15 protein-coding genes, 4 tRNA genes, 3 rRNA genes and 4 pseudogenes are annotated in these 22,009 nt (G+C 68.0%); 22 read left to right on the top strand and 4 right to left on the bottom strand.

All coding sequences use genetic code 11. The features are described from left to right. Nucleotides 1-6 precede the first annotated feature (6 nt). Nucleotides 7-1,263, bottom strand: coding sequence for a tyrosine--tRNA ligase (locus IPK81_00675; protein QQS14908.1), 1,257 nt, complete (start codon nucleotides 1,261-1,263; stop codon nucleotides 7-9). Between the two features lie 160 nt (nucleotides 1,264-1,423). Between IPK81_00675 and IPK81_00670 the strand changes: the two are divergent. Further along, nucleotides 1,424-2,477, top strand: a pseudogene (locus IPK81_00670) (anhydro-N-acetylmuramic acid kinase). Here IPK81_00670 and IPK81_00665 read toward each other — a convergent pair. Beyond that, nucleotides 2,478-3,134, bottom strand: a complete 657-nt coding sequence (locus tag IPK81_00665) for an alpha/beta hydrolase (GenBank protein QQS12838.1) — start codon at nucleotides 3,132-3,134, stop codon at nucleotides 2,478-2,480. It lies immediately after the preceding pseudogene. A 265-nt stretch (nucleotides 3,135-3,399) separates the two neighbouring features. Here IPK81_00665 and IPK81_00660 point away from each other — a divergent pair, with 265 nt between their 5' ends. From IPK81_00660 to IPK81_00560, 21 genes and pseudogenes are all read left to right on the top strand, one after another. Beyond that, nucleotides 3,400-3,909: an Rrf2 family transcriptional regulator gene (locus IPK81_00660; GenBank protein ID QQS12837.1), complete on the top strand. Its 510-nt coding sequence runs from the start codon at nucleotides 3,400-3,402 to the stop codon at nucleotides 3,907-3,909. Nucleotides 3,910-3,938: 29 nt separating this feature from the next. Beyond that, nucleotides 3,939-5,063, top strand: a complete 1,125-nt coding sequence (locus IPK81_00655) for a cysteine desulfurase (protein ID QQS12836.1) — start codon at nucleotides 3,939-3,941, stop codon at nucleotides 5,061-5,063. A 19-nt stretch (nucleotides 5,064-5,082) separates the two neighbouring features. Next, nucleotides 5,083-6,321 carry an IscS subfamily cysteine desulfurase gene (iscS, locus tag IPK81_00650; GenBank protein QQS12835.1) on the top strand — a complete coding sequence of 413 codons (1,239 nt, stop codon included), beginning with the start codon at nucleotides 5,083-5,085 and terminating at the stop codon, nucleotides 6,319-6,321. Between the two features lie 30 nt (nucleotides 6,322-6,351). After that, a pseudogene (gene iscU, locus IPK81_00645) lies at nucleotides 6,352-6,764 on the top strand (Fe-S cluster assembly scaffold IscU). An 87-nt stretch (nucleotides 6,765-6,851) separates the two neighbouring features. Next, nucleotides 6,852-7,172 carry an iron-sulfur cluster assembly accessory protein gene (locus IPK81_00640; GenBank protein QQS14907.1) on the top strand — a complete coding sequence of 107 codons (321 nt, stop codon included), beginning with the start codon at nucleotides 6,852-6,854 and terminating at the stop codon, nucleotides 7,170-7,172. A 40-nt stretch (nucleotides 7,173-7,212) separates the two neighbouring features. Further along, nucleotides 7,213-7,836 (top strand): Fe-S protein assembly co-chaperone HscB, encoded by a 624-nt coding sequence (hscB, locus tag IPK81_00635; GenBank protein QQS12834.1) that lies wholly within the window; start codon nucleotides 7,213-7,215, stop codon nucleotides 7,834-7,836. Beyond that, a pseudogene (gene hscA / locus IPK81_00630) lies at nucleotides 7,833-9,721 on the top strand (Fe-S protein assembly chaperone HscA). The gene hscB and the pseudogene hscA overlap by 4 nt, the downstream one beginning before the upstream one ends. Nucleotides 9,722-9,752: 31 nt before the next feature. Next, a pseudogene (locus IPK81_00625) lies at nucleotides 9,753-10,087 on the top strand (ferredoxin family 2Fe-2S iron-sulfur cluster binding protein). Nucleotides 10,088-10,100: 13 nt separating this feature from the next. Next, nucleotides 10,101-10,304: a Fe-S cluster assembly protein IscX gene (iscX, locus tag IPK81_00620; GenBank protein QQS12833.1), complete on the top strand. Its 204-nt coding sequence runs from the start codon at nucleotides 10,101-10,103 to the stop codon at nucleotides 10,302-10,304. A 74-nt stretch (nucleotides 10,305-10,378) separates the two neighbouring features. Continuing rightward, nucleotides 10,379-10,879, top strand: a complete 501-nt coding sequence (locus tag IPK81_00615; GenBank protein QQS12832.1) for a glycine zipper 2TM domain-containing protein — start codon at nucleotides 10,379-10,381, stop codon at nucleotides 10,877-10,879. A 142-nt stretch (nucleotides 10,880-11,021) separates the two neighbouring features. Next, nucleotides 11,022-12,122 carry a tRNA 2-thiouridine(34) synthase MnmA gene (gene mnmA / locus IPK81_00610; protein ID QQS12831.1) on the top strand — a complete coding sequence of 367 codons (1,101 nt, stop codon included), beginning with the start codon at nucleotides 11,022-11,024 and terminating at the stop codon, nucleotides 12,120-12,122. Nucleotides 12,123-12,157: 35 nt separating this feature from the next. Beyond that, nucleotides 12,158-12,234: transfer RNA gene (locus tag IPK81_00605), tRNA-Met, on the top strand. Nucleotides 12,235-12,300: 66 nt separating this feature from the next. Beyond that, nucleotides 12,301-13,341, top strand: coding sequence for an NAD(P)/FAD-dependent oxidoreductase (locus IPK81_00600; protein ID QQS12830.1), 1,041 nt, complete (start codon nucleotides 12,301-12,303; stop codon nucleotides 13,339-13,341). A 415-nt stretch (nucleotides 13,342-13,756) separates the two neighbouring features. Beyond that, nucleotides 13,757-15,088: ribosomal RNA gene (locus IPK81_00595) — 16S ribosomal RNA — on the top strand. Nucleotides 15,089-15,278: 190 nt separating this feature from the next. Further along, nucleotides 15,279-15,355, top strand: a tRNA-Ile gene (locus tag IPK81_00590). An 18-nt stretch (nucleotides 15,356-15,373) separates the two neighbouring features. After that, nucleotides 15,374-15,449, top strand: a tRNA-Ala gene (locus IPK81_00585). Between the two features lie 295 nt (nucleotides 15,450-15,744). Then, nucleotides 15,745-18,494 (top strand): 23S ribosomal RNA (locus tag IPK81_00580). Between the two features lie 98 nt (nucleotides 18,495-18,592). Further along, nucleotides 18,593-18,707: ribosomal RNA gene (gene rrf / locus IPK81_00575) — 5S ribosomal RNA — on the top strand. Together the 16S, 23S and 5S rRNA genes with 3 tRNA genes alongside form the textbook arrangement of a ribosomal RNA operon. A gap of 67 nt (nucleotides 18,708-18,774) precedes the next feature. Continuing rightward, nucleotides 18,775-18,851, top strand: a tRNA-Met gene (locus tag IPK81_00570). A gap of 232 nt (nucleotides 18,852-19,083) precedes the next feature. After that, nucleotides 19,084-19,404, top strand: a complete 321-nt coding sequence (locus tag IPK81_00565) for an adenylate/guanylate cyclase domain-containing protein (protein ID QQS12829.1) — start codon at nucleotides 19,084-19,086, stop codon at nucleotides 19,402-19,404. Between the two features lie 115 nt (nucleotides 19,405-19,519). Further along, nucleotides 19,520-20,287: a tetratricopeptide repeat protein gene (locus IPK81_00560; GenBank protein QQS12828.1), complete on the top strand. Its 768-nt coding sequence runs from the start codon at nucleotides 19,520-19,522 to the stop codon at nucleotides 20,285-20,287. A gap of 514 nt (nucleotides 20,288-20,801) precedes the next feature. Here the strand turns inward: IPK81_00560 and IPK81_00555 are convergent. Together IPK81_00555 and IPK81_00550 are read right to left on the bottom strand one after the other, a co-directional pair. Further along, nucleotides 20,802-20,951: a hypothetical protein gene (locus IPK81_00555; protein QQS12827.1), complete on the bottom strand. Its 150-nt coding sequence runs from the start codon at nucleotides 20,949-20,951 to the stop codon at nucleotides 20,802-20,804. A 27-nt stretch (nucleotides 20,952-20,978) separates the two neighbouring features. After that, a complete protein-coding gene (locus IPK81_00550) occupies nucleotides 20,979-21,983 on the bottom strand; it encodes a phytanoyl-CoA dioxygenase family protein (GenBank protein ID QQS12826.1) in 1,005 nt (334 codons plus the stop codon). Nucleotides 21,984-22,009 lie beyond the last annotated feature (26 nt).

Genomic DNA, 22,009 nt, shown 5'->3' with positions numbered 1-22,009 from the left:
GCGCGCTCAGGCCGCGCGCACCAGCGCGTGGCGCTTGCGGCCGGCGGAGAGCTTGATCAGCCCGTCGGCGCCGGCGTCGGCCATCGACACGGGCTGCGTCTCGGTCTTGATCGGGGCGTCGTTGATCCGGGCGCCGCCGCCCTTGATCAGGCGGCGGGCCTCGCTCTTGCTCTCGGCCAGGCCGGCCTCGAACACCAGCTCGAACGCCGGCACGCCGGCGTCGAGCCGGCCGCGGGCCACCTCGATCGTCGGCAGGTCGGCCGCGACCGCGCCCTGCTCGAACGTCCGGCGCGCCGTCTCGGCCGCCTGCGCCGCGGCGTCGGCGCCGTGGCACAGCGCGGTGACCGCCGTCGCCAGGATCTTCTTGGCGTCGTTCACCTCGGCGCCCTTGAGCGCCTCGAGCCGGCCGATCTCGTCGAGCGGCATGTCGGTGAAGAGGCGCAGGAAGCGGCCGACATCGGCGTCCTCGGTGTTCCGCCAGAACTGCCAGTAATGGTATGGCGAGAGCCGCTCCGGATTGAGCCACACCGCGCCCGCCGCGGTCTTGCCCATCTTCGCGCCCGACGCTGTCGAGAGCAGCGGGGAGGTGAGCGCGAACAGGTCGGCGCCGGCCATGCGTCGGCCGAGGTCGGCGCCCATGACGATGTTGCCCCACTGGTCCGAGCCGCCCATCTGCACGACGCATTTGTGCCGCTTCCACAGTTCCACGAAGTCGTAGGACTGCAGGATCATGTAGTTGAACTCGAGGAAGGTGAGCGGCTGGTCGCGGTCGAGCCGCAGCCGCACCGAGTCCATGGTCAGCATGCGGTTGACCGAGAAATGCCGGCCGACGTCGCGCAGCAGCGGGATGTAGCGCAGCGTGTCGAGCCATTCGGCGTTGTCGACCATCAGCGCGTCGGTCGGCCCGTCGCCGAAGGCGAGGTAGTTGGCGAAGCTGCGGCGGATGCTGGCCATGTTGGCGGCGATCTGGGCGTCGCTCAGGAGCTGGCGCGTCTCGTCGCGGCCCGACGGATCGCCGACCTTCGTGGTGCCGCCGCCCATCAGCGCGATCGGCTTGTGGCCGCACCGCTGCCACCAGCGCAGCAGCATGATCTGGAGCAGATGGCCGACATGCAGCGAGTCGGCCGTGCAGTCGAAGCCGATGTAGGCGACGCGGACCCCCGACGCCAGCAGCGCGTCGAGACGTTCTGTCTCGCTGCACTGGTGCACCATGCCGCGCTCGTGCACGACGCGCATGAATTCGGACTTGAAGGATGCCGACATCGATCCGACCATGGTTTCACCGCCGCGCGTGGACGGCGGCGGCGGCGGGATGTAGCACGGCCGGCGGCCGGCGAACAACGCGCGCCCGGCCGCGGGAGGCGGAGCGATGGATGTGGCGACGCGTGCGCGGCAGGGCGGCTTCGTCCGCGCGATCGGCCTGATGAGCGGCACGTCGCTCGACGGGGTCGACGTCTCGTCGATCGAGACCGACGGGGTCGAGATCCGCCGCTTCGGCCCGTCGCTGACGCTGCCCTACGACGCGGAGTCGCGTGACGCTATCCGCTCGGCGCTCGGCGCGACGCAGCGGTCGGCGGCGACCGAGAGCGCCGGGCGGGTGGTCACCGACACCCATGTCGCCGCCGTCCGGCGCTACCTGACGGACAACGGGTTCTCGAGCGGCGATTTCGACGTCGTCGGGTTCCACGGCCAGACGATCACCCATCGGCCGGAACGCCGCCTCACCTGGCAGATCGGCGACGGCGCCTCGCTGGCGGCCCGGGTCGGCATCCCCGTGGTTTCGGATTTCAGGGAGCGCCGACGTCGCGGCCGGCGGAGAGGGCGCGCCGCTCGTCCCCGTGTTCCACCAGGCGTTGGTCGCGGCCCGGTACGAGCCTCCCGTCGCCGTCCTCAACATCGGCGGCGTCGCCAACGTCACGTGGGTCGGACCGTCGGGCGATCTTGCCGCGTTCGATACCGGCCCCGGCAACGCGTTGATCGACGATTGGGTGTTGAGAAAGAATGGGTTGGCGGCGGATTTCGACGGGGCGTTGGCGTTCGCGGGGGCGGTCGATGGTGACGAATTGACGCGGCTTCTAAATTCATCTTTTTTCTTAAAAAAATATCCCAAGTCATTAGATAGAAATGATTTTATTGTTAATTTTTCAAGAGATCTATCGGTGGAGGATGGGGCGGCGACGCTTGCGATGTTCACGGCGGCGGCTATCGGCCGGGCGCTTGAGCATCTCCCCGCGCGGCCACGCGAGTGGATCGTCTGTGGAGGTGGGGCAAACAATCCCTTTCTAATCAGCAAGTTAGATGAGGTTCTAGGATTGAATACACGCCGTGCGTCCGACCTTGGCTGGGATGGCGAAGGGTTGGAAGCGCAGGCTTTCGCCTACCTCGCCGTCCGTTCGCTCCGCGATCTGCCGTTCAGTTTTCCGACGACGACCGGCGTACCGATACCGATGTCGGGCGGCCGGCTGGATCTGCCCTGATCAGGTCGCGGCCGGCGCCGGCTTCTGCGACCGCGCCACGTACCGGTCGACCTCGACGGCGAGCTTGTCGAGGGAGTCGTGGAAGAAGTGGTTGGCGCCCTTCACGCTGCGCGAGTCGACCGTGATGCCCTTCTGCTGCGACAGGCGGGCCACCAGCTTCGCGATGTCGGCCGCCGGCACGACCTCGTCCTTGTCGCCGTGCACGATCAGCCCGGAGGAGGGGCAGGGCGCCAGGAAGGTGAAATCGTAACTGTTGGCGGGCGGCGCCACGGAGATGAAGCCGTCGATCTCCGGCCGCCGCATCAGAAGCTGCATGCCGATCCACGCGCCGAACGAGAACCCCGCGACCCAGCAGGCCTTCGCGTCCGGGTTCATGGCCTGAAGCCAGTCGAGCGACGCGGCGGCGTCGCTGAGCTCGCCGAGGCCGTTGTCGAAAACGCCCTGCGAACGGCCGACGCCGCGGAAATTGAAGCGCAACACCGAGAAGCCGCGGCTGGCGAAGACGTGGAACAGCGTGAACACCACCTTGTTGTTCATGTTGCCGCCCGCCTGCGGGTGCGGATGCAGCATCAGCGCGATCGGGGCGTTCTTTTGCTTGCTCTGGTGGTACCGGCCCTCCAGTCGTCCTTCGGGGCCGGTATAGATCACATCGGGCATTCGCCGTTCCGCACCTAGGGCCAGCCTGCTCGCCAGCGACCTGTGACACCCCTTCGGCGCGGTGGGGGATTTCGAACCACCTTGCCGATTTTACGGCTTAATACTTGACCGGCAGCGTCGGACTTTCTATATCCCACGCGGTAGGTCGGGCTTTGCGCCAAGGGAACGCACTATCGGGGCGCGATAGCCGGATTTCAAGAGCGATTTCAACGTCGTCGTCATTCGGCCCTTGCGAGCGGCCGGCTGCGGGGGGCGGGAGGCGATCGTGAAGCTCAGCACCAAGGGACGCTACGCCGTCATGGCGATGGTCGATCTGGCGCGGCATGGCGCGCAGCGGCCGGTTTCGCTGGCGGACATCGCGACGCGCCAGGAGATCTCGCTCTCCTACCTCGAGCAGCTGTTCGCGCGGTTGCGCCGCGGTGGCCTCGTCAAGAGCGTGCGCGGCCCCGGGGGCGGCTATCTGCTGGCCTTCACGCCGGCGGAAACGCGTGTCTCGGATATCATCCTCTCCGTCGACGAGCCGATCCGCGCCACGCGCTGCAAGACGGATTCGCCGCACGGTTGCCACAGCGACCGCTCGCGCTGCCTGACGCACGATCTGTGGGCCGAACTCGGCAACCAGATCCAGAACTTCCTCAGCTCGGTGACGCTGGCGGACGTTGTCGAGCGGCGCGTGCTCGGCGTGGCGCGGCCGTTCGGAGCCGCGAGCGGCGAGGCGATCGCGCCGCCGTCGCCGCGTCCGGCGTCGGCGGCCGCCGCCGTCGCGGCGGAGTGAGTTCGGAACCCGGGAATGGATCGACGGCGATGACGCCTGTCTACCTCGACCACAACGCCACCACGCCGATGCGCCCCGAGGCCGTCGCGGCGATGGTCGAGGCGTCGCGCGTCGTGGGCAACGCCTCGTCGACCCACGGCTTCGGCCGCGCCATGCGGGGGCGGGTCGACCGGGCGCGTGAGCGGGTCGCGGAACTGGTCGGCGCCAAGCCGGGCGACGTCGTCTTCACCGCCGGCGGAACCGAGGCGAACAACGCAGTGCTGCGGGGCGCGGGACGGGCGCGCGTCGTCGTCTCGGCGATCGAGCACGACAGCGCGCGGCTGGCGGTCGAGGCGCGCGAGGAGATTCCCGTCGCCGCCGACGGTCGCGTCGATCTGGCGTCGCTGGACCGGATGCTTTCGGCGTCCGACGTTCCGGCGATCGTGTCGGTGATGCTGGCGAACAACGAGACCGGCGTGATGCAGCCGGTGGCAGAGGCCGCGCGGCTGGCGCGCCGCGCCGGGGCGCTGGTGCATTGCGACGCCGTCCAGGCGGCGGGCAAGACGGCGATCGACGTCGCGGCGCTCGATGTCGACTTTCTGACCTTGTCGGCGCACAAGCTGGGCGGACCGCAGGGCGTCGGCGCGATCGTCGTGCGCGGAATTTCGGGCTTCGATCCCCTGACGCGCGGTGGCGGCCAGGAGCGCGGCCGCCGCGCCGGCACCGAGAACGTGGCGGGGATCGCCGCCTTCGGCGCCGCGATCGGGGCGCTGGCCGACGACGTGGACGCCACGGCCCGGATGTCGCGTCTGCGCGACCGGCTGGAGGCGGCGTTGCGCGCCGTCTATCCGGCCGTGGTCGTGCACGGCGCGTCGGCGCCGCGGCTGGCGAACACGAGCTGCGTGTCGATGCCCGGCGTCGCGGCGCGGACGCAGTCGATGGCGCTCGACCTCGCCGGTTTCGCCGTCGGCGCCGGCTCGGCGTGCTCGTCGGGCAAGGTGTCGCCGTCGCACGTGCTGGCGGCGATGGGCGTGGACGCGGACGACGCGGCTTCCGCCATCCGCGTGAGCGTCGGATGGACGACGACGGACGTCGAGATCGACAGGTTCGTGGCGGCGTGGCGCGAGGTGTTCGCGCGGCTGTCGCCGGCGGCCCGCCTCGCGGCGGCGGCTTGAGATTGCGGAGAGTGCTGAAATGAACGCGTTCGACAGGATCCGGCGCAACGACCAGCCGATCTACCTGGACTACCAGGCGACGACGCCGATGGATCCTCGCGTGCTCGACGCGATGATGCCGTACTTCACCGTGAAGTTCGGCAACCCGGCGTCGCGCAGCCACAGCTACGGCTGGGAGGCCGAGGAGGCGGTCGAGACGGCGCGCGGGCAGATCGCGGCGCTGATCGGCGCCGACGAGAAGGAGGTGATCTTCACCTCCGGCGCCACCGAGTCGAACAACCTCGCGATCAAGGGCGCGGCGCATTTCTACAAGGACAGGCGCGACCACATCGTCACGGTCGTGACGGAGCACAAATGCGTGCTCGACACCTGCCGCCACCTCGAGCAGGAGGGGTTCAAGGTCACCTACCTGCCGGTCGGCAAGGACGGCCTGCTCGACCTCGACCTGCTGCGCGAGGCGGTCACGGAGCGGACGGTGCTGGTCTCCGTCATGGCCGTGAACAACGAGATCGGGGTGATCCAGCCGCTCAAGGAGATCGGCGAGATCTGCCGCGCGAAGGGCGCGCTCTTCCACACCGACGCCGCCCAGGCCGCCGGCAAGATTCCGCTCGACGTCGAGGAGATGAAGATCGACCTGATGTCGATCTCCGGCCACAAGATCTACGGGCCGAAGGGGATCGGCGCCCTGTACGTGCGGCGCAAGCCGCGCGTGCGCCTGGTCGCGCTGATCGACGGCGGCGGCCAGGAGCGCGGCTTCCGCTCGGGCACCTTGCCGACGCCGCTCTGCGTCGGCCTCGGCGAGGCCTGCGCCATCGCCATGAAGGAGATGGGCGCCGAGGCCGAGAAGCTGACGCGCCTGCGCGACCGTTTCCTGGCCGGCATCCGCGCCAAGCTGCCGGACGTGTTCCTCAACGGCGACGAGACGCGCCGGATCCCCGGCAACCTGAACCTCAGCTTCGCCTACGTCGAGGGCGAGTCGCTGATGATGGGGATCAAGTCGCTGTCGGTGTCGTCCGGTTCGGCCTGCACGTCGGCGTCGCTGGAGCCGAGCTACGTGCTGCGCGCGCTGGGCGTCGAGGAGGAGCTGGCGCACACGTCGCTGCGCATCGGCTTCGGACGGTTCACGACGGAGCAGGAGGTCGACACCGCGGTGGCGGACCTGGTGCGCCACGTGACGAAACTGCGAGAGATGAGCCCGCTCTGGGAGATGGTCCAGGAGGGCGTGGATCTGAAGTCGATCGAGTGGGCGGCCCACTGACGATCGGCGGATCGAGAGAGGAACACAGCCATGGCCTATAGCGACAAACTGGTCGACCACTACGAGAACCCCCGCAACGTCGGCGCGCTGGACAAGGCCGCCGAGGACGTCGGCACCGGCCTGGTCGGCGCGCCGGCCTGCGGCGACGTGATGAAGCTGCAGATCAAGGTATCGCCGGAGGGCGTCATCGAGGACGCCAAGTTCAAGACCTTCGGCTGCGGCTCGGCGATCGCGTCGAGCTCGCTGGTGACCGAGTGGGTCAAGGGCAAGACCCTCGACGAGGCCGGGACGATCAAGAACACCGAGATCGCGAGGCACTCGCGCTGCCGCCGGTGAAGATCCACTGCTCGGTGCTGGCCGAGGACGCCATCAAGGCGGCCATCGCCGACTACCGGGCGAAGGTGGAGCGGCGTCGCGAGGAAGCCGCCCCGGCGGCGGAATAGCGGAGTCACACGGCGATGAACGTCGACAGCCCCCCCACGGAGTCGAAGCCCAAGGCGCCGCGTCCGGCGCGGCCGCGCCCGCAGCTCATGGCGGTCACCGAGGCGGCGGCGGCGCGCGTCAAGGAGCTGATCGCGCAACGCGACAAGCCGACGGCCGGCGTGCGCATCGGGGTGCGCACCAAGGGCTGCTCCGGCCTGTCGTACACGCTGGAGTACGCCGAGGAGAAGGGTCCGAAGGACGAGGTGGTGGAGACGCAGGGCGTCACCATCCTGGTCGACCCCAAGGCGACGCTGTTCCTGATCGGCACCGAGATGGATTTCGTCGAGGAGAAGCTGAAATCAGGATTCGTGTTCCGCAATCCGAACGAGAAGGGCCGTTGCGGCTGCGGCGAATCCTTCCACGTCTGAGGCGGCGCGCCCGGCGCGCCGCCCGTTTGGCCCCATGACCATGGACACCGCGTCCGCCGCGGCCGCGCCGACCTGCTGGTCGTGCGGCCTCGACCTCTCCACGACCGCGCTGTTCTGCCACGGATGCGGCGTCGTGCTGCCGCCGGGACAGGTCGATCATTTCGCGCGGCTGGGGTTCGAGCGTTCCTTCGACGTCGATCCCAAGGCGCTGGACGGCCGCTATTTCGGCCTGCAGCGGCGGCTGCATCCCGATCGTTTCGCGCGGAAGCCGCCGCGCGAGCGCGTCGTGTCGCAAAGCCACGCGGCGGCGCTGAACGAGGCCTACGAGACTCTGCGCCATCCTCTGCGCCGCGCCCGCTATCTGGCGGCGCTTGTCGGGGTCGACCTGCCGGGCGACGGCCGCACCATCGACGACCCGGAGTTGCTGATGGAGGCGATGGACGCGCGCGAGGCGCTGGCGGAGGCGTCGACGCCGGAGCGGGTCGAGCGGTTGGCCGCCGGCGCGCGCGACGAACTGGCGCGCGGCGTCGCGGCGCTCGGGCCCTTGTTCGAGCGCGGCGATAAGCCGGCGTTGCGCAAGGCGATCTTGAGGCTTGCCTATCTCGACAAATTCGCCGAAGAGGCGCGCGCCCGCCGCCTCAACCTGGAACCGACACGGATATGACGCTGCTCGATATCCACGAACCCGGCCAGACGCCGTTGCCGCACGCCGGTGACGCCGCGCCCGCCGTGGGTATCGATCTGGGCACGACAAACTCCGTGGTCGCGGTCGCGCGCGACGGCAGGCCGGAGGCGCTGCGCGACGAGCATGGCGCGGCGCTGGTGCCGTCGGTCGTGCACTACGGCGCCGATGGCGGCGTGGTCGTCGGTGACGCCGCCCGCGCGCGCCTCGTCGCCGAGCCGGACCGGGTGGTCACCTCGGTCAAGCGCCTGATGGGCCGCGGCGCCGGCGATCTGGAGGCTCTGGCCGGCACGCTGCCGTTCACGGTGGTGCCTGGCGGTGACGGCGGCATGGTCCGCCTTCTGGTCGGCGGCCGCGCGCGCTCGCCGGTCGAGATATCGGCCGACATCCTGCGCGCCTTGAAGGCCCGCGCCGACGCGGCGCTCGGACGTTCGGTCGACCGCGCCGTCGTGACGGTGCCCGCCTATTTCGACGACGCCGCGCGCACGGCGACCCGCGACGCCGCCCGCGTCGCCGGTCTCGAGGTCTTGCGGCTGGTCAACGAACCCACGGCGGCGGCGCTGGCCTACGGCCTCGATAAGGGGGTCGAGGGCGTCTACGCCATCTACGATCTCGGCGGCGGCACGTTCGACATCTCGCTCCTACGGCTGGAGCAGGGCGTCTTCCAGGTGCTCGCGACCGGTGGCGACGCGGCGCTCGGCGGCGACGACTTCGACCGGCTGCTGGCCGAACGCCTGCTCGCGGCGCGCGCGGCGCGGGGATTGCCGGCGCTGTCGTCGTCGGGCGACGCCAAGATCGCGCTCGCCGCCGCGCGTTCCGCCAAGGAGGCGCTGACGACGCACGACTCCGCGGATGTCGACGTCGTGGTCGGTGGCGTGCCGTCGCGCGAAACGGTCAAGCGCGCGGATTTCGAGAGCTGGATCGCGCCGCTCGTGGCGCGGACCGCCGCGATCTGCGCCCGCGTCCTCTCGACGCCGGCGTCGCGCCGGCGGAGGTGGCGGGAACCGTGCTGGTCGGCGGCTCGACGCGCGTGCCGGCGGTGCGTCGCGCGGTCGAGGCGGCGTTCGGCCGGCCGCCGCTGGCCGACATCGATCCCGACGAGGTCGTGGCGCTCGGCGCGGCGCTGCAGGCCGAGGCGCTGACCGGCGGCTCCGACACGTTGCTGCTCGACGTGACGCCGCTGTCGCTGGGCATGGAGACGATGGGCGGCATCGTCGAGAAGATCATCCCGCGCAACACCCCCATTCCGGTGTCGCTGGCGCAGGAGTTCACGACGTACCAGGACGGCCAGTCGGCCATGGCGCTCCACGTGGTGCAGGGCGAGCGCGAACTGGCCGCGGATTGCCGCAGCCTGGCGCGGTTCGAGCTGTCGGGAATTCCGCCGATGGCGGCGGGCGCCGCGCGCATCCGCGTGACGTTCGCGGTGGACGCCGACGGCCTCCTGACCGTCTCCGCGCAGGAGCGCGTGACGGGGGCCGTCCAGCGCGTCGAGGTCCGGCCGAGCTACGGCATCTCCGAGGACGAGATGGCGGACATGCTGTACGACGGCATCGAGCATGCGCGCGCCGACATGGAGCGGCGGGTGCTGGTCGAGGCGCGGGTCGAGGCGGAACGCCTGCTGCTGGCGCTGGATGCCGCGCTGAAGGCCGATGCCGACCTGCTGTCGGACGCCGAGCGCGCCGGACTCGCGGCGGCGATGGCCGCCGTGCGCGCCGCCGTCGCCGGCGATGACCGCGAGGCCGTCAACGCCGCGGCGCAGGCGCTGGAGGAGCGTTCGAAGCCGTTCGCCGAGCGGCGGATGGACCGCGGCGTGCGCGCCGCGCTGTCGGGCCTGTCGCTCGACCAGCTGGAAACGAAGGTCGGCTGAGGCCGGCGCGCAGGGGATCGGGAGCTGAGAGATGCCGAAGATGGTGTTCGTCGAGAAGAACGGCAACCGCAAGGAGGTCGACGCGCCGCTCGGTCTGTCCGTGCTCGAGATCGCCCACCGCAACCACGTCGACCTCGAAGGCGCCTGCGAGGGTCGCTGGCCTGCTCGACCTGCCACGTCGTCGTCGATCCCGCGTGGTTCGGCAAGCTCGCGGAACCCACCGAGGACGAGGAGGACATGCTCGACCTCGCCTTCGGACTCACCCACACATCGCGGCTCGGTTGCCAGATCAAGATCACGCCGGAACTCGATGGATTGACCGTCAAGCTTCCGGCCGCGACGCGCAACATGATGGTCGACAAGTGAGGCGGGGCGGACGATGCGCAAGCTGAGGTGGACCGACGTCCGCGACATCGCGATCGAGCTCGACGAGCGGCATCCCGACGTCGACAACGTCAACCTGCGCTTCACGGACCTGCACCGCTGGGTGGTGGCGCTGCCGACGTTCGAGGACGATCCCGGCAAGTCGAACGAGAAGATCCTCGAGGCCATCCAGATGGCGTGGATCGAGGAGCGGGACTGAGGCGCCCGGCGCCTGAATTCGGCCCCAATCCCGGCGCCATAGATCGCCGTTTCCGTCGTCCTGGAGAGACCGCCATGCGCGCCGTCCGTGCCTTCGCCTCCGCCGCCTTCGGTGCCGTCGCGTTGGCGGGCCTGGCGGCGTGCGGGCCGTCGCACACCGGCGAGACCTACAACCGCGCCGAGATGCAGCGCGCGGGCGCGGTGTCGTCGGGCCGCATCGTGGCGATCGAGGAGGCGCCCATCGAGGGCAGCAGCTCCGGCATCGGCACGGTCGGCGGCGGCGTCGCGGGCGCGGTCGCCGGATCGGCGATCGGGTCCGGCCGCGGCAGCGTCCTGGCCGGAGTCGGCGGGGCGATCATCGGCGCCGTCGTGGGCAACGCGGTCGAGCGTAGCGTGACCAGCGGCAAGGCCGTGCGGTTCTACGTCCAGCAGGAGAACGGCCAGCTGATCAACGTGGTGCAGACCAACGAGGCCAATCTGCAGATCAACGAGCGCGTGCTGATCGTGGACGGCGGCGGCAAGACCCGACTGACGCGGGACACCGGCGCGGCCACCGCGGCGCCCGCGCCGCGCTGAGCCGTCCCGACGATACCGCTTCACCTTCGGCGCCGGTCGTGTAGACAGTGCGGCAAGGCGGCCGGTCGGCCGCCGTCCCGGAGCGTCCCGTGAACTCCTCGCCATCGACAAGCCGCCATCGGAGTGCCGCGTCGTCGTCGCGATGTCCGGGGGCGTCGATCTGTCGGTCGCGGCGGCCTTGCTGCGCGGGCAGGGCTACGACGTCGTCGGAGTCACGCTGCAGCTCTACGACCAGGGCGCCGCCGCCGCGCGCAAGGGCGCGTGCTGCGCCGGGCAGGACATCTACGACGCCGCCCGGGTCGCGGAGCGCATCGGCATCCCGCACTACGTCCTCGACTACGAGAGCCGGTTCAAGACCGAGGTCGTGGAGGCCTTCGCCGACGCCTACGCGCGCGGCGAGACGCCGGTGCCGTGCGTGACCTGCAACCGCACCGTCAAGTTCCGCGACCTGCTGGCGACGGCGCGCGATCTGCGCGCCGACGCGCTCGCGACTGGCCACTACGTGCGCCGTGTCGACGGCCCCGACGGGCCCGAGCTGCGCCGCGCCGCCGACGCCGCGAAGGACCAGAGCTACTTCCTCTACGCTACGACGCGCGAGCAGCTCGCGTTCCTGCGGTTCCCGCTGGGCGGGCTGCCGAAATCCGAGACGCGCGCGCTGGCGCGCCGGCTCGACCTGCCGGTCGCGGCCAAGCCCGACAGCCAGGATATCTGCTTCGTGCCGGACGGCGACTACGCCGGCGTGGTGGCGCGCCTGCGTCCCGACGCCGTCGCGCCGGGCGAGATCGTCACGGTGGCCGGCGACGTCGTCGGCCGCCACGACGGTGTCATCGGCTTCACCGTCGGGCAGCGGCGCGGCCTGCGGCTCGGCGACCGGTCCGGGCCCGACAGCGAGCCGCTCTTCGTCGTGCGGCTCGATCCGGCGCGCCGACGGGTCGTCGTCGGACCGCGCGCGGCGCTTGGGCGGACGACGATCACGCTCGGCGACGTCAATTGGCTGGCGTCCGCCGGGCCGCCGGTGGAAGGCATGCGCGTGCTGGTGCGCCTGCGGTCGAGCCAGCCGCTGCGCGCGGCGGTCGTGCGCGCGGCCGGCGATGGTCTGGCCGTGGCGTTCGACGCGCCCGAGTTCGGCGTCGCGCCCGGTCAGGCCTGCGTGATCTACGACGCCGACTTGGGCGATCGCGTGCTCGGCGGAGGGACCATCCGGCGTGACGCGGCGCCGGAGCCCGCGGTGGAACGCGCTTGATTTTCGGTGGGATGCGGATTAACTCCGCTGCGCACGGCTGGGTAGCTCAGCTGGTTAGAGCACGGCACTCATAATGCCGGGGTCGGCGGTTCAAGTCCGCCCCCAGCTACCATTTCTCCGGAACCGACGAGGCGATCCACCCGCGACGGCGCGCCGCGCGGGCGGCGGGGGCGAGGCGATGGACGAGCAGCGCCCGGCGGCCGGTGGCCGCCACGACACCGACGTGATCGTCGTCGGGGCGGGGCCGGTGGGCCTGTTCGCGGTGTTCGAATGCGGCATGGTCCGGCTGCGCTGCCACGTCGTCGACGCGCTGGACGACGTCGGCGGGCAATGCGTCGCGCTCTATCCCGAGAAGCCGATCTACGACATTCCCGGAATCCCGCGGATCGACGCCGGCGACCTCATACGGAATCTGGTGGCGCAGGCGGCGCCGTTCGACCCCGTCTACCACCTCGGCCAGAGCGTCGCGCGGCTGGAGCGCCGCGACGGCGGCGGCTGGCGGGCGACGACCTCGCGTGGCGTCGTGATCGATGGCGCCGCCGTCGTGATCGCCGGCGGAGTCGGCGCCTTCGGTCCGAACCGGCCGCCGTTGGACGGCATCGAGGCGCTCGAGGGGACGTCCGTGTTCTACCACGTGGCGCGCCGCGAGGATTTCCGCGGACGGCGGGTGGTGATCGCCGGCGGCGGCGATTCCGCGGTGGACTGGGCGCTGTCGCTGTCGGAGATCGCCGCGCGGGTGATGGTGGTGCACCGCCGGGCGAAGTTCCGCGCGGCGCCGGAGAGCGAGGCGCGCCTCAAGGCGCTCGCCACCGCCGGAAAGCTCGACCTGGTCGTGCCATATCAGCTGCACGGCTTGGACGCCCGCGGCGGGACGCTTCGCGCGGTGACGGTGGCGACGCTGGACGGCGACACGAGGCGCCTCGAGGCCGACGCGTTGCTGCCGTTCTTCGGTTTGTCGACCGACCTCGGGCCGATCGCCTCATGGGGCCTGGCGCGGGAGCGCGATCTGATCGCGGTCGACGCGGCGACGTGCGCGACCAATCTGCCGGGCGTCTTCGCGATCGGCGACATCGCGACCTACGCGGGGAAGCTCAAGCTGATCCTGTGTGGATTCAGCGAGGCGGCGATGGCGGCGCGCGCGATCCGCGCGGCGCTGCGGCCGGACGAGCCGCTCCATTTCGAGTATTCGACGACCTCCGGGGTGGCCCGCTTGGATTGATCGTCGCGTGGGGCTTCGCGCGCCGTGCGCGCGGGCCGCGCTGGAATCGATCCGATGCAATGGTTGCCGGGATTTTTCCGTCGCGTGACGTTTCTGTCTTTTAACGTTTGACACGGCGGAATCGCGTCCCTATAAGCGCGCCTCTCGACGGGGAAACGCAGCGCGCGAGCGGAGCGGATCGGCGGCGGGAATTGGGGGCGGAAGCTCCCCGCTGTATGGACAGGTTGGATAGGGGAAGGGAAACGCTGGCGGCGGTGGATGGAATGCCGTCGTTAGCGAGGACGCAGATCTGCGTTTGTTTCCGGTGGTGTCGCCGCGAGGCGGCGCCAGTGGGGATGGATGTGGATGCTGACGTTCGGGTTAGTGACGGGATCCCTAAAGATGAAGCTGACCGGTGAGAGCCGGTTGGTGGATTGAACATGAGAGTTTGATCCTGGCTCAGAACGAACGCTGGCGGCATGCCTAACACATGCAAGTCGAGCGCCCCGCAATACGGGAGCGGCGCACGGGTGAGTAACGCGTGGGAACCTGCCCTTGGTTCGGGATAACCCTGGGAAACTAGGGCTAATACCGGATGATCCCCGCGAGGGGGAAAGATTCATCGCCGAAGGAGGGTCCCGCGTCCGATTAGCTAGTTGGTGTGGTAACGGCGCACCAAGGCGACGATCGGTAGCCGGTCTGAGAGGACGATCGGCCACACTGGGACTGAGACACGGCCCAGACTCCTACGGGAGGCAGCAGTGGGGAATATTGGACAATGGGCGCAAGCCTGATCCAGCCATGCCGCGTGAGTGATGAAGGCCTTCGGGTTGTAAAGCTCTTTTGGCGGGGACGATGATGACGGTACCCGCAGAATAAGCCCCGGCAAACTTCGTGCCAGCAGCCGCGGTAAGACGAAGGGGGCAAGCGTTGTTCGGAATTACTGGGCGTAAAGGGCGCGTAGGCGGTCCTTTTAGTCGGACGTGAAAGCCCTGGGCTCAACCTGGGAGGTGCGTTCGATACTGGGGGACTTGAGAGTGGGAGAGGATGGTGGAATTCCCAGTGTAGAGGTGAAATTCGTAGATATTGGGAAGAACACCGGTGGCGAAGGCGGCCATCTGGACCATTACTGACGCTGAGGCGCGAAAGCGTGGGGAGCAAACAGGATTAGATACCCTGGTAGTCCACGCCGTAAACGATGAGTGCTGGACGTTGGCGGGTTTACCCATTCGGTGTCGTAGCTAACGCGATAAGCACACCGCCTGGGGAGTACGGCCGCAAGGTTGAAACTCAAAGGAATTGACGGGGGCTTGGGTTAAGTCCCGCAACGAGCGCAACCCTCGTCTCCAGTTGCCATCGGGTAAAGCCGGGCACTTTGGAGAAACTGCCGGTGACAAGCCGGAGGAAGGTGGGGATGACGTCAAGTCCTCATGGCCCTTACGGGCTGGGCTACACACGTGCTACAATGGCGGTGACAGAGGGGTGCCAAGCCGCGAGGCCGCGCCGATCTCGAAAAGCCGTCTCAGTTCGGATTGGGCTCTGCAACTCGAGCCCATGAAGGTGGAATCGCTAGTAATCGCGGATCAGCATGCCGCGGTGAATACGTTCCCGGGCCTTGTACACACCGCCCGTCACACCATGGGAGTTGGTTCTACCCGAAGACGATGCGCCAACCGCAAGGAGGCAGTCGGCCACGGTAGGATCAGTGACTGGGGTGAAGTCGTAACAAGGTAGCCGTAGGGGAACCTGCGGCTGGATCACCTCCTTTCTAAGGATGGTCCGGGGTCAGGGCGACCCGGTTCTTCGGACCGTGCTTGGTACATTGCCTCTTCGACGGCCCCCTCGGGGGCCGGCGCGGGGATCGACGCCGCCGCCAACGTTTCCCTTCCTGGCAGAAGCCGTGGATCCGCGCCCTTCCGGGGCGGGCGGGTCCAGGGCTGTGGAGCCGCGGGGATCGCGGGCTAGTAGCTCAGTTGGTTAGAGCGCGCGCTTGATAAGCGTGAGGTCGGAGGTTCAAGTCCTCCCTGGCCCACCACCCGAAGGCGGGGACGACGGGGGCGTAGCTCAGTCGGGAGAGCGCCTGCTTTGCAAGCAGGAGGTCGTCGGTTCGATCCCGTCCGCCTCCACCAGGACCCGCCGGGCGCGAGCCCGGAGGCGACGCCCCGACCGCGGGGCCTGCCGGAAGACAACGAGAACGGCGCGTGCCGGGCCGCAGGGTCCGGGCGCCGGGCGGGCGCGAGCCCGCGGGGCTGTATGACATCGTGAAGATGGTGTGACGAAGTCTTGACGTCCGGTACGGGCGCGTCCGAGAGGGCGGCGTTCCGTGCCGGCGGGTAAGAGAAGCGTCCTCGTGACGGGGGTTGGCCCTCGCACGGGACGACGTCCGGCGTGTCGCCAAGGCGCGCCAGGACGGAAGCGAAGCAGAATCAAGCGTGATAAGGGCGTTTGGTGGATGCCTTGGCGCCGAGAGGCGATGAAGGACGTGGTACGCTGCGAAAAGCTCCGGGGAGTTGCGAACGAGCGTTGATCCGGAGATATCCGAATGGGGAAACCCCACCTTTTAAGGTGATCCCGCGCTGAATCCATAGGCGCGGGAGGCGAACCCGGGGAATTGAAACATCTCAGTACCCGGAGGAAAGGACATCAACGGAGACTCCGCTAGTAGTGGCGAGCGAAAGCGGATCAGGCCAGTGGTCTTTCGTGTCAAACCGGAAGCGTCTGGAAAGGCGCGCCAGAGCGGGTGATAGCCCCGTACGGGTAGTGCTCTTGAAGATCCTAGAGTAAGGCGGGACACGTGAAATCCTGTCTGAAGATGGGGGGACCACCCTCCAAGCCTAAGTACTCCTTGGCGACCGATAGTGGACAAGTACCGTGAGGGAAAGGTGAAAAGCCCCCCGATGAGGGGAGTGAAACAGACCTGAAACCGGACGCCTACAAGCAGTCGGAGCCCGCGAGGGTGACGGCGTACCTTTTGTATAATGGGTCAGCGACTTACTCTGCGCGGCGAGCTTAAGCCGATAGGCGAAGGCGCAGCGAAAGCGAGTCTGAAACGGGCGTTTCAGTCGCGCGGAGTAGACCCGAAACCGAGTGATCTAGCCATGGGCAGGTTGAAGGCGCGGTAACGCGCGCTGGAGGACCGAACCCACTCCCGTTGAAAAGGTAGGGGATGACCTGTGGCTAGGGGTGAAAGGCCAATCAAACTGGGAAATAGCTGGTTCTCCGCGAAAGCTATTTAGGTAGCGCGTCGCGTGAACGCCGCCGGGGGTAGAGCACCGGATGGGCTAGGGGGGCCCAAAGCCTTACCAAACCCAACCGAACTCCGAATACCGGCGAGTCTTGCGCGGCAGACAGACGGCGGGTGCTAAGGTCCGTCGTCGAGAGGGAAAGAGCCCAGACCGACAGCTAAGGTCCCCAAGTCGTGGCTAAGTGGGAAAGGATGTGGGAAGGCCAAAACAGCCAGGAGGTTGGCTTAGAAGCAGCCATCCTTTAAAGAAAGCGTAACAGCTCACTGGTCTAAATAAGCCGGCCTGCGCCGAAAATGTAACGGGGCTGAAGCCACGCACCGAAGCTTCGGGCTCGTCGAGAGACGAGCGGTAGCGGAGCGTTCCGTAAGCCTGCGAAGGGATACCCGCGAGGGGTCCTGGAGGTATCGGAAGCGCGAATGCTGACATGAGTAGCGATAAGAAGCGTGGGAAACGCTTCCGCCGGAAGTCCAAGGGTTCCTGCGCAAGGTTAATCCGCGCAGGGTTAGTCGGTCCCTAAGGCGAGGCCGAGAGGCGTAGTCGATGGGAAGCGGGTTAATATTCCCGCACCTGCTGGTAGTGACGGATCCCGTGTGCCGTCTCCGCGATAGGTCCCGCAAGGGAGCGCGGGGGCGGCGAAGGGGTTCCAGGAAATAGCTCCAGCGTATAGACCGTACCCGAAACCGACACAGGTGGACTGGTAGAGTATACCAAGGCGTTTGAGAGAACGGTGTCGAAGGAACTAGGCAAAATGCCCTCGTAACTTCGGGAGAAGAGGGCCTCGGCCATGGGCAACCATGGTCGAGGGGCACAGACCAGGGGGTAGCGACTGTTTAACAAAAACACAGGGCTCTGCGAAGCCGAGAGGCGACGTATAGGGTCTGACGCCTGCCCGGTGCCGGAAGGTTAAGAGGAGAGGTGCAAGCCTTGAATCGAAGCCCCGGTAAACGGCGGCCGTAACTATAACGGTCCTAAGGTAGCGAAATTCCTTGTCGGGTAAGTTCCGACCTGCACGAATGGCGTAACGACTTCCCCGCTGTCTCCGACACCGGCTCAGCGAAATTGAATTCCCCGTGAAGATGCGGGGTACCCGCGGTCAGACGGAAAGACCCCGTGCACCTTTACTACAACTTTGCAGTGGCATTAGGGAAAGGATGTGTAGGATAGGCGGGAGGCTATGAAACCTGGGCGCCAGCTCTCGTGGAGCCACCCTTGAAATACCGCCCTTTCGTTCTCTGATGTCTAACCGAGGTCGTGCAACGCGATCCGGGACCCTGCATGGTGGGTAGTTTGACTGGGGCGGTCGCCTCCCAAAGAGTAACGGAGGCGCGCGATGGTGGGCTCAAGCCGGTCGGAAATCGGCTGTGGAGTGCAATGGCATAAGCCCGCCTGACTGCGAGGCCGACAAGCCGAGCAGAGACGAAAGTCGGTCATAGTGATCCGGTGGTTCCGCGTGGAAGGGCCATCGCTTAACGGATAAAAGGTACGCCGGGGATAACAGGCTGATCTCCCCCAAGAGTCCACATCGACGGGGAGGTTTGGCACCTCGATGTCGGCTCATCGCATCCTGGGGCTGGAGCAGGTCCCAAGGGTATGGCTGTTCGCCATTTAAAGCGGTACGTGAGCTGGGTTCAGAACGTCGTGAGACAGTTCGGTCCCTATCTGCCGTGGGTGTTGGAGACTTGAGAGGCGCTGTCCCTAGTACGAGAGGACCGGGATGGACGTACCTCTGGTGTACCGGTTGTGGCGCCAGCCGCATCGCCGGGTAGCTATGTACGGACGGGATAAACGCTGAAAGCATCTAAGCGCGAAACCCTCCTCGAAACCAGGTCTCCCTAGAGCCGTGATAGACCATCACGTCGATAGGCCGGGAGTGGAAGCGCGGTAACGCGTGCAGCTAACCGGTACTAATCGCTCGACCGGCTTGATCCTTCTTCCGCGTCCCGTGCGACGGCGAGCCCCCGCCGCGCGGGCGCTTCCCTGCCCGACACGACACACGTCGACACGTCCCCGGCCGCGCTCTTCGACGGCCTGGTGGCTGTGGCGAGGGGTGCACACCCGATCCCATCCCGAACTCGGCCGTGAAAACCCTCAGCGCCGATGGTACTGCGTCTCAAGACGCGGGAGAGTAGGTCGCCGCCAGGCCTTCAAAGAGCGCAACACCCGGAAACGTCGCACCATCTCCACGAACCCACGCCCCCTTACCACCCCCCGCGGGGTGGAGCAGCCCGGTAGCTCGTCAGGCTCATAACCTGAAGGCCGCAGGTTCAAATCCTGCCCCCGCAACCACACCAAAAGCCCGCCAGCCCCAAAGGGCGGCGGGCTTTTGCGTTTGGAACACCTGCGTCCGCGGCAGCGTGGTGCGCGCGGTCCGGAGCGGCTCCATTGGATCCGTCGCGTGGCCTGCGTCCACCAGGCTCCTGCGATGGCGACGCCGGCCAGTTGCCGCGCCTGTCGCCCGGAGCCTACAGTCCGTTCACGCAGGCATCTGGGGACCACTCTGGTACGCGAGCAGCGCAGATTGGCGGCGATCGTCGTGGCCGACGTGGTCGGCTACTCGCGGCTGATGGGCCGCGACGAGTCCGGCACGCTGGCGGCGCTGCGGGCGCACCGGACGGAGCGGCTTGAGCCGGTCGTCGCGCGGCACGGCGGGCGGATCGTGAAACTGACGGGTGACGGCGCGCTGGTGGAGTTCGGCAGCGCGGTCGACGCCTTGTCGGCCGCGATCGAGTTCCAGCAGGCGATGGCCACCGCCAACCACGGCCAGACAGCTGATCGACGCCGACACGCGCGCCCATCTCTGGGCGGATCGCTACGAAGGCGATCTCGCGGACGTGTTTGAACTTCAGGACCGCATCACGGAGAACGTGGTGGGCGCCCTTCAGCCGACACTACGTCGGGCCGAGATCGAGCGTGCGCAACGCAAAGCCCCGGTCAATCTGGACGCGTAAGACTACTTGCTGCGCGCCCTGCCGCTGATCATCGCCAATTCGGCGACCGAGGCCGTCGAGGCTATCAGGCTGCTGGGTGAAGCGCTGCGCTTGAACGCCGACTACGCCCGGGCGCACGCGTTTCGCGCGCTGGCGTACGCCCAGATCTTCCGCGCCGCCGGAGAGCCCGAGCGGGAGGAGGCACGGGCCAAGTCGGCCACCCACGCCCGGCGGGCCTTGGAGACGGCCAACGAGGACGCCACCGCTCTCGCCTACGCCGGGTTTGCGCTGCTGATTGTCGAGAACGACGTTGGCGGCGCGCGCGCCGCCCTCGACAAGGCGGTGGCGTTGAATCCGAACTCGGCAACCGCGTATGGCCACCGGGCCGCCGTCCTGGCCATGTCCGGCGAGCAAGAGCGCGCCATCCAGGATGCGAACCGTGCGCTGCGTTTGAGCCCGCTCGATCCTGCGGGCTACCAGGCGCAGATGGCGCTGGCGATCGCCAGCATCGAGCTGCGGCGCTACGACGATGCGGTCGCTTGGGCGCACAAGGTGATAGAGGGAGCGCCCCCGCGCTATCCGATGAGCTACGCTTGGCTGATCGTTGCCGAAAGCGCGCGCGGCAACAGGGCCGGGGCCGAACAGCAGCTGAAGCGGTTGGCGCGAATTCTTCCTGGCTTCGGGCCGGCGACGCTGGCAAAGCTCTTCGGAATCTTTCCTGAGCCTCTCCGATCCGATTCGCTGCCAATCCTCCGCGCAGCGGGCTTCGTTCCCGATTTGGAAACGCCATCGTAGCGCACGGGCGTTTCGCCTCGGACGACGCCCGCGACCGCCGGAACAGATGCTACCGTGCCCATCCCGGCGTAGTCGTTCTTCGATCACCACCAGGCGCATCTCGACGCGCCGCAAACCATCGTCTGCTCTCGACGATCTACGCCCCGGCATGGACACGTCGCGGGATTCACGGGGAAGCCCGCCGAAGCGATCCGTTGATTGGGCGGCTCCCCCGGGGGCCCGACACAGCGTGGTGACCGTCCCAGCGAATCCTCGATCGTGGTCGTTTTGAACGTCCGTGCCGCCGCTCGCGCTGTCGTCACGATGACCGGTACCGGCGGCGTGGTGCTCAAGCTAATAGGTTCGTCCTCGAAAGCGCCTGTTGCCTATGCGTGTAGTAACGCGACGCCCGTGAACGCGCTCGACCGGCGCGTGCCGGTTGGAGCGATCCAGCTTGCGCCCCGTCCGTCCCATCGGTCGCGCGAGCGAGGCGCCACAACGGCGGCTCCGGCAGGGCCGACCAGCCGCAGTCCCGTCAGATCGCCAGGTCCTTGATGTAGTAGTCGCGGATCACGCGCTCCCGGGTCTCCGGAGTGAAGCGGTATTCGTCCTCCAGCGCAGCGAAGGGCACGTAGCGGAAGCGCGTCTCCCGCGGCCGGTCCTGGTGGCGCGCATCGATCGCCACTTGGATGACGGCGGAGCGGTCGAAAATTCACTGCTCGTCGTGCACGGGCACGCCGTCCTCGACCGAGAGCGCCGCCTTCTGTCCCAGCACCGACTTGCGGCGATGGAAGCCGAAGGTCAGCGAGACGCGGATGTCGGGTGAGGAATTGGCGAAGGATCCGTGCACGCATTGCCGGTTCACCATGGTGACGTCGCCGGCCTCGCAGACCAGCGGCAACGCGCCCGGCAGCTGCTCCGACCCGCCATTGGCGGCCACCATCGCCTTGATGTCGGCCTTGCCGTGCTTGTGCGAGCCAGGGATGACCCAGAGGCAGTTCGCCGGCGTCGTCGGGAAAAGCTGGACCTGGAAGTTGAAGCCGTGGATACCCTCGTCCCATTCCGGATTGTTCCAGTGGGTCACACCATCCTGGTGCCACGCGACGGACCCGCCGAGGCCAGCCTGCTTGACGAAGATCGCGTCGTTGAAGGGCACGAAATCGTCGCCGTTGATCGAGGCGGCGGCGGCCAGCAGCCTCGGATGGCCATAGACGCGAAGCCCCGAAGGCATCGACTGGCACATCGAAGACATCAGGAAGACGACGTGCTCCGGTGCGTCGGCGTCCGGCCTCGGCTGCGACATCTGCGCTGGATGCCGGCCACCGAGCAGCGTGGTCCCGCCCCAAGGATCGGCCAGTGGTTTCGTGTAGCGATAGGGTGAGCGCTTGTAGTCGAGTCCCAGCGCGGGTCGTCCCCGCGCATCGACCTTGGCCTCAGGCCCGACCGGCGCGCGCTCGAGCATGGTCAAGGCATCGGTGCGCAGCGCGGCGATCTCGTCCGCGTCGATCACGCCCTCGAAGATGTAATAGCCGTGCTTCCAGTAGGCGGCGACGATGTCGGGATGCAGCCGGCCCGCCTCGGTCAGGCGCAGCGGACCGCGGTTGTTGATCTCGGCAGCCAGCTTCACCCCGGCGTCCTGGTAGGCGACCATGCCGGCGGCGTGCTCGGCGCGTGAGACGCTTCGGCTGGCCGCTGTGGACCCGACGGCGTGGTTCATGGCGCGTCTCGCTTCTCTAGTGCGGC

It is taken from the genome of Rhodospirillales bacterium, from assembly GCA_016699855.1.
Classification (GTDB): Bacteria; Pseudomonadota; Alphaproteobacteria; order Reyranellales; family Reyranellaceae.
Note: the sequence above shows the minus strand (reverse complement) of the source record. Positions and strands in the feature narration are given on the sequence as shown.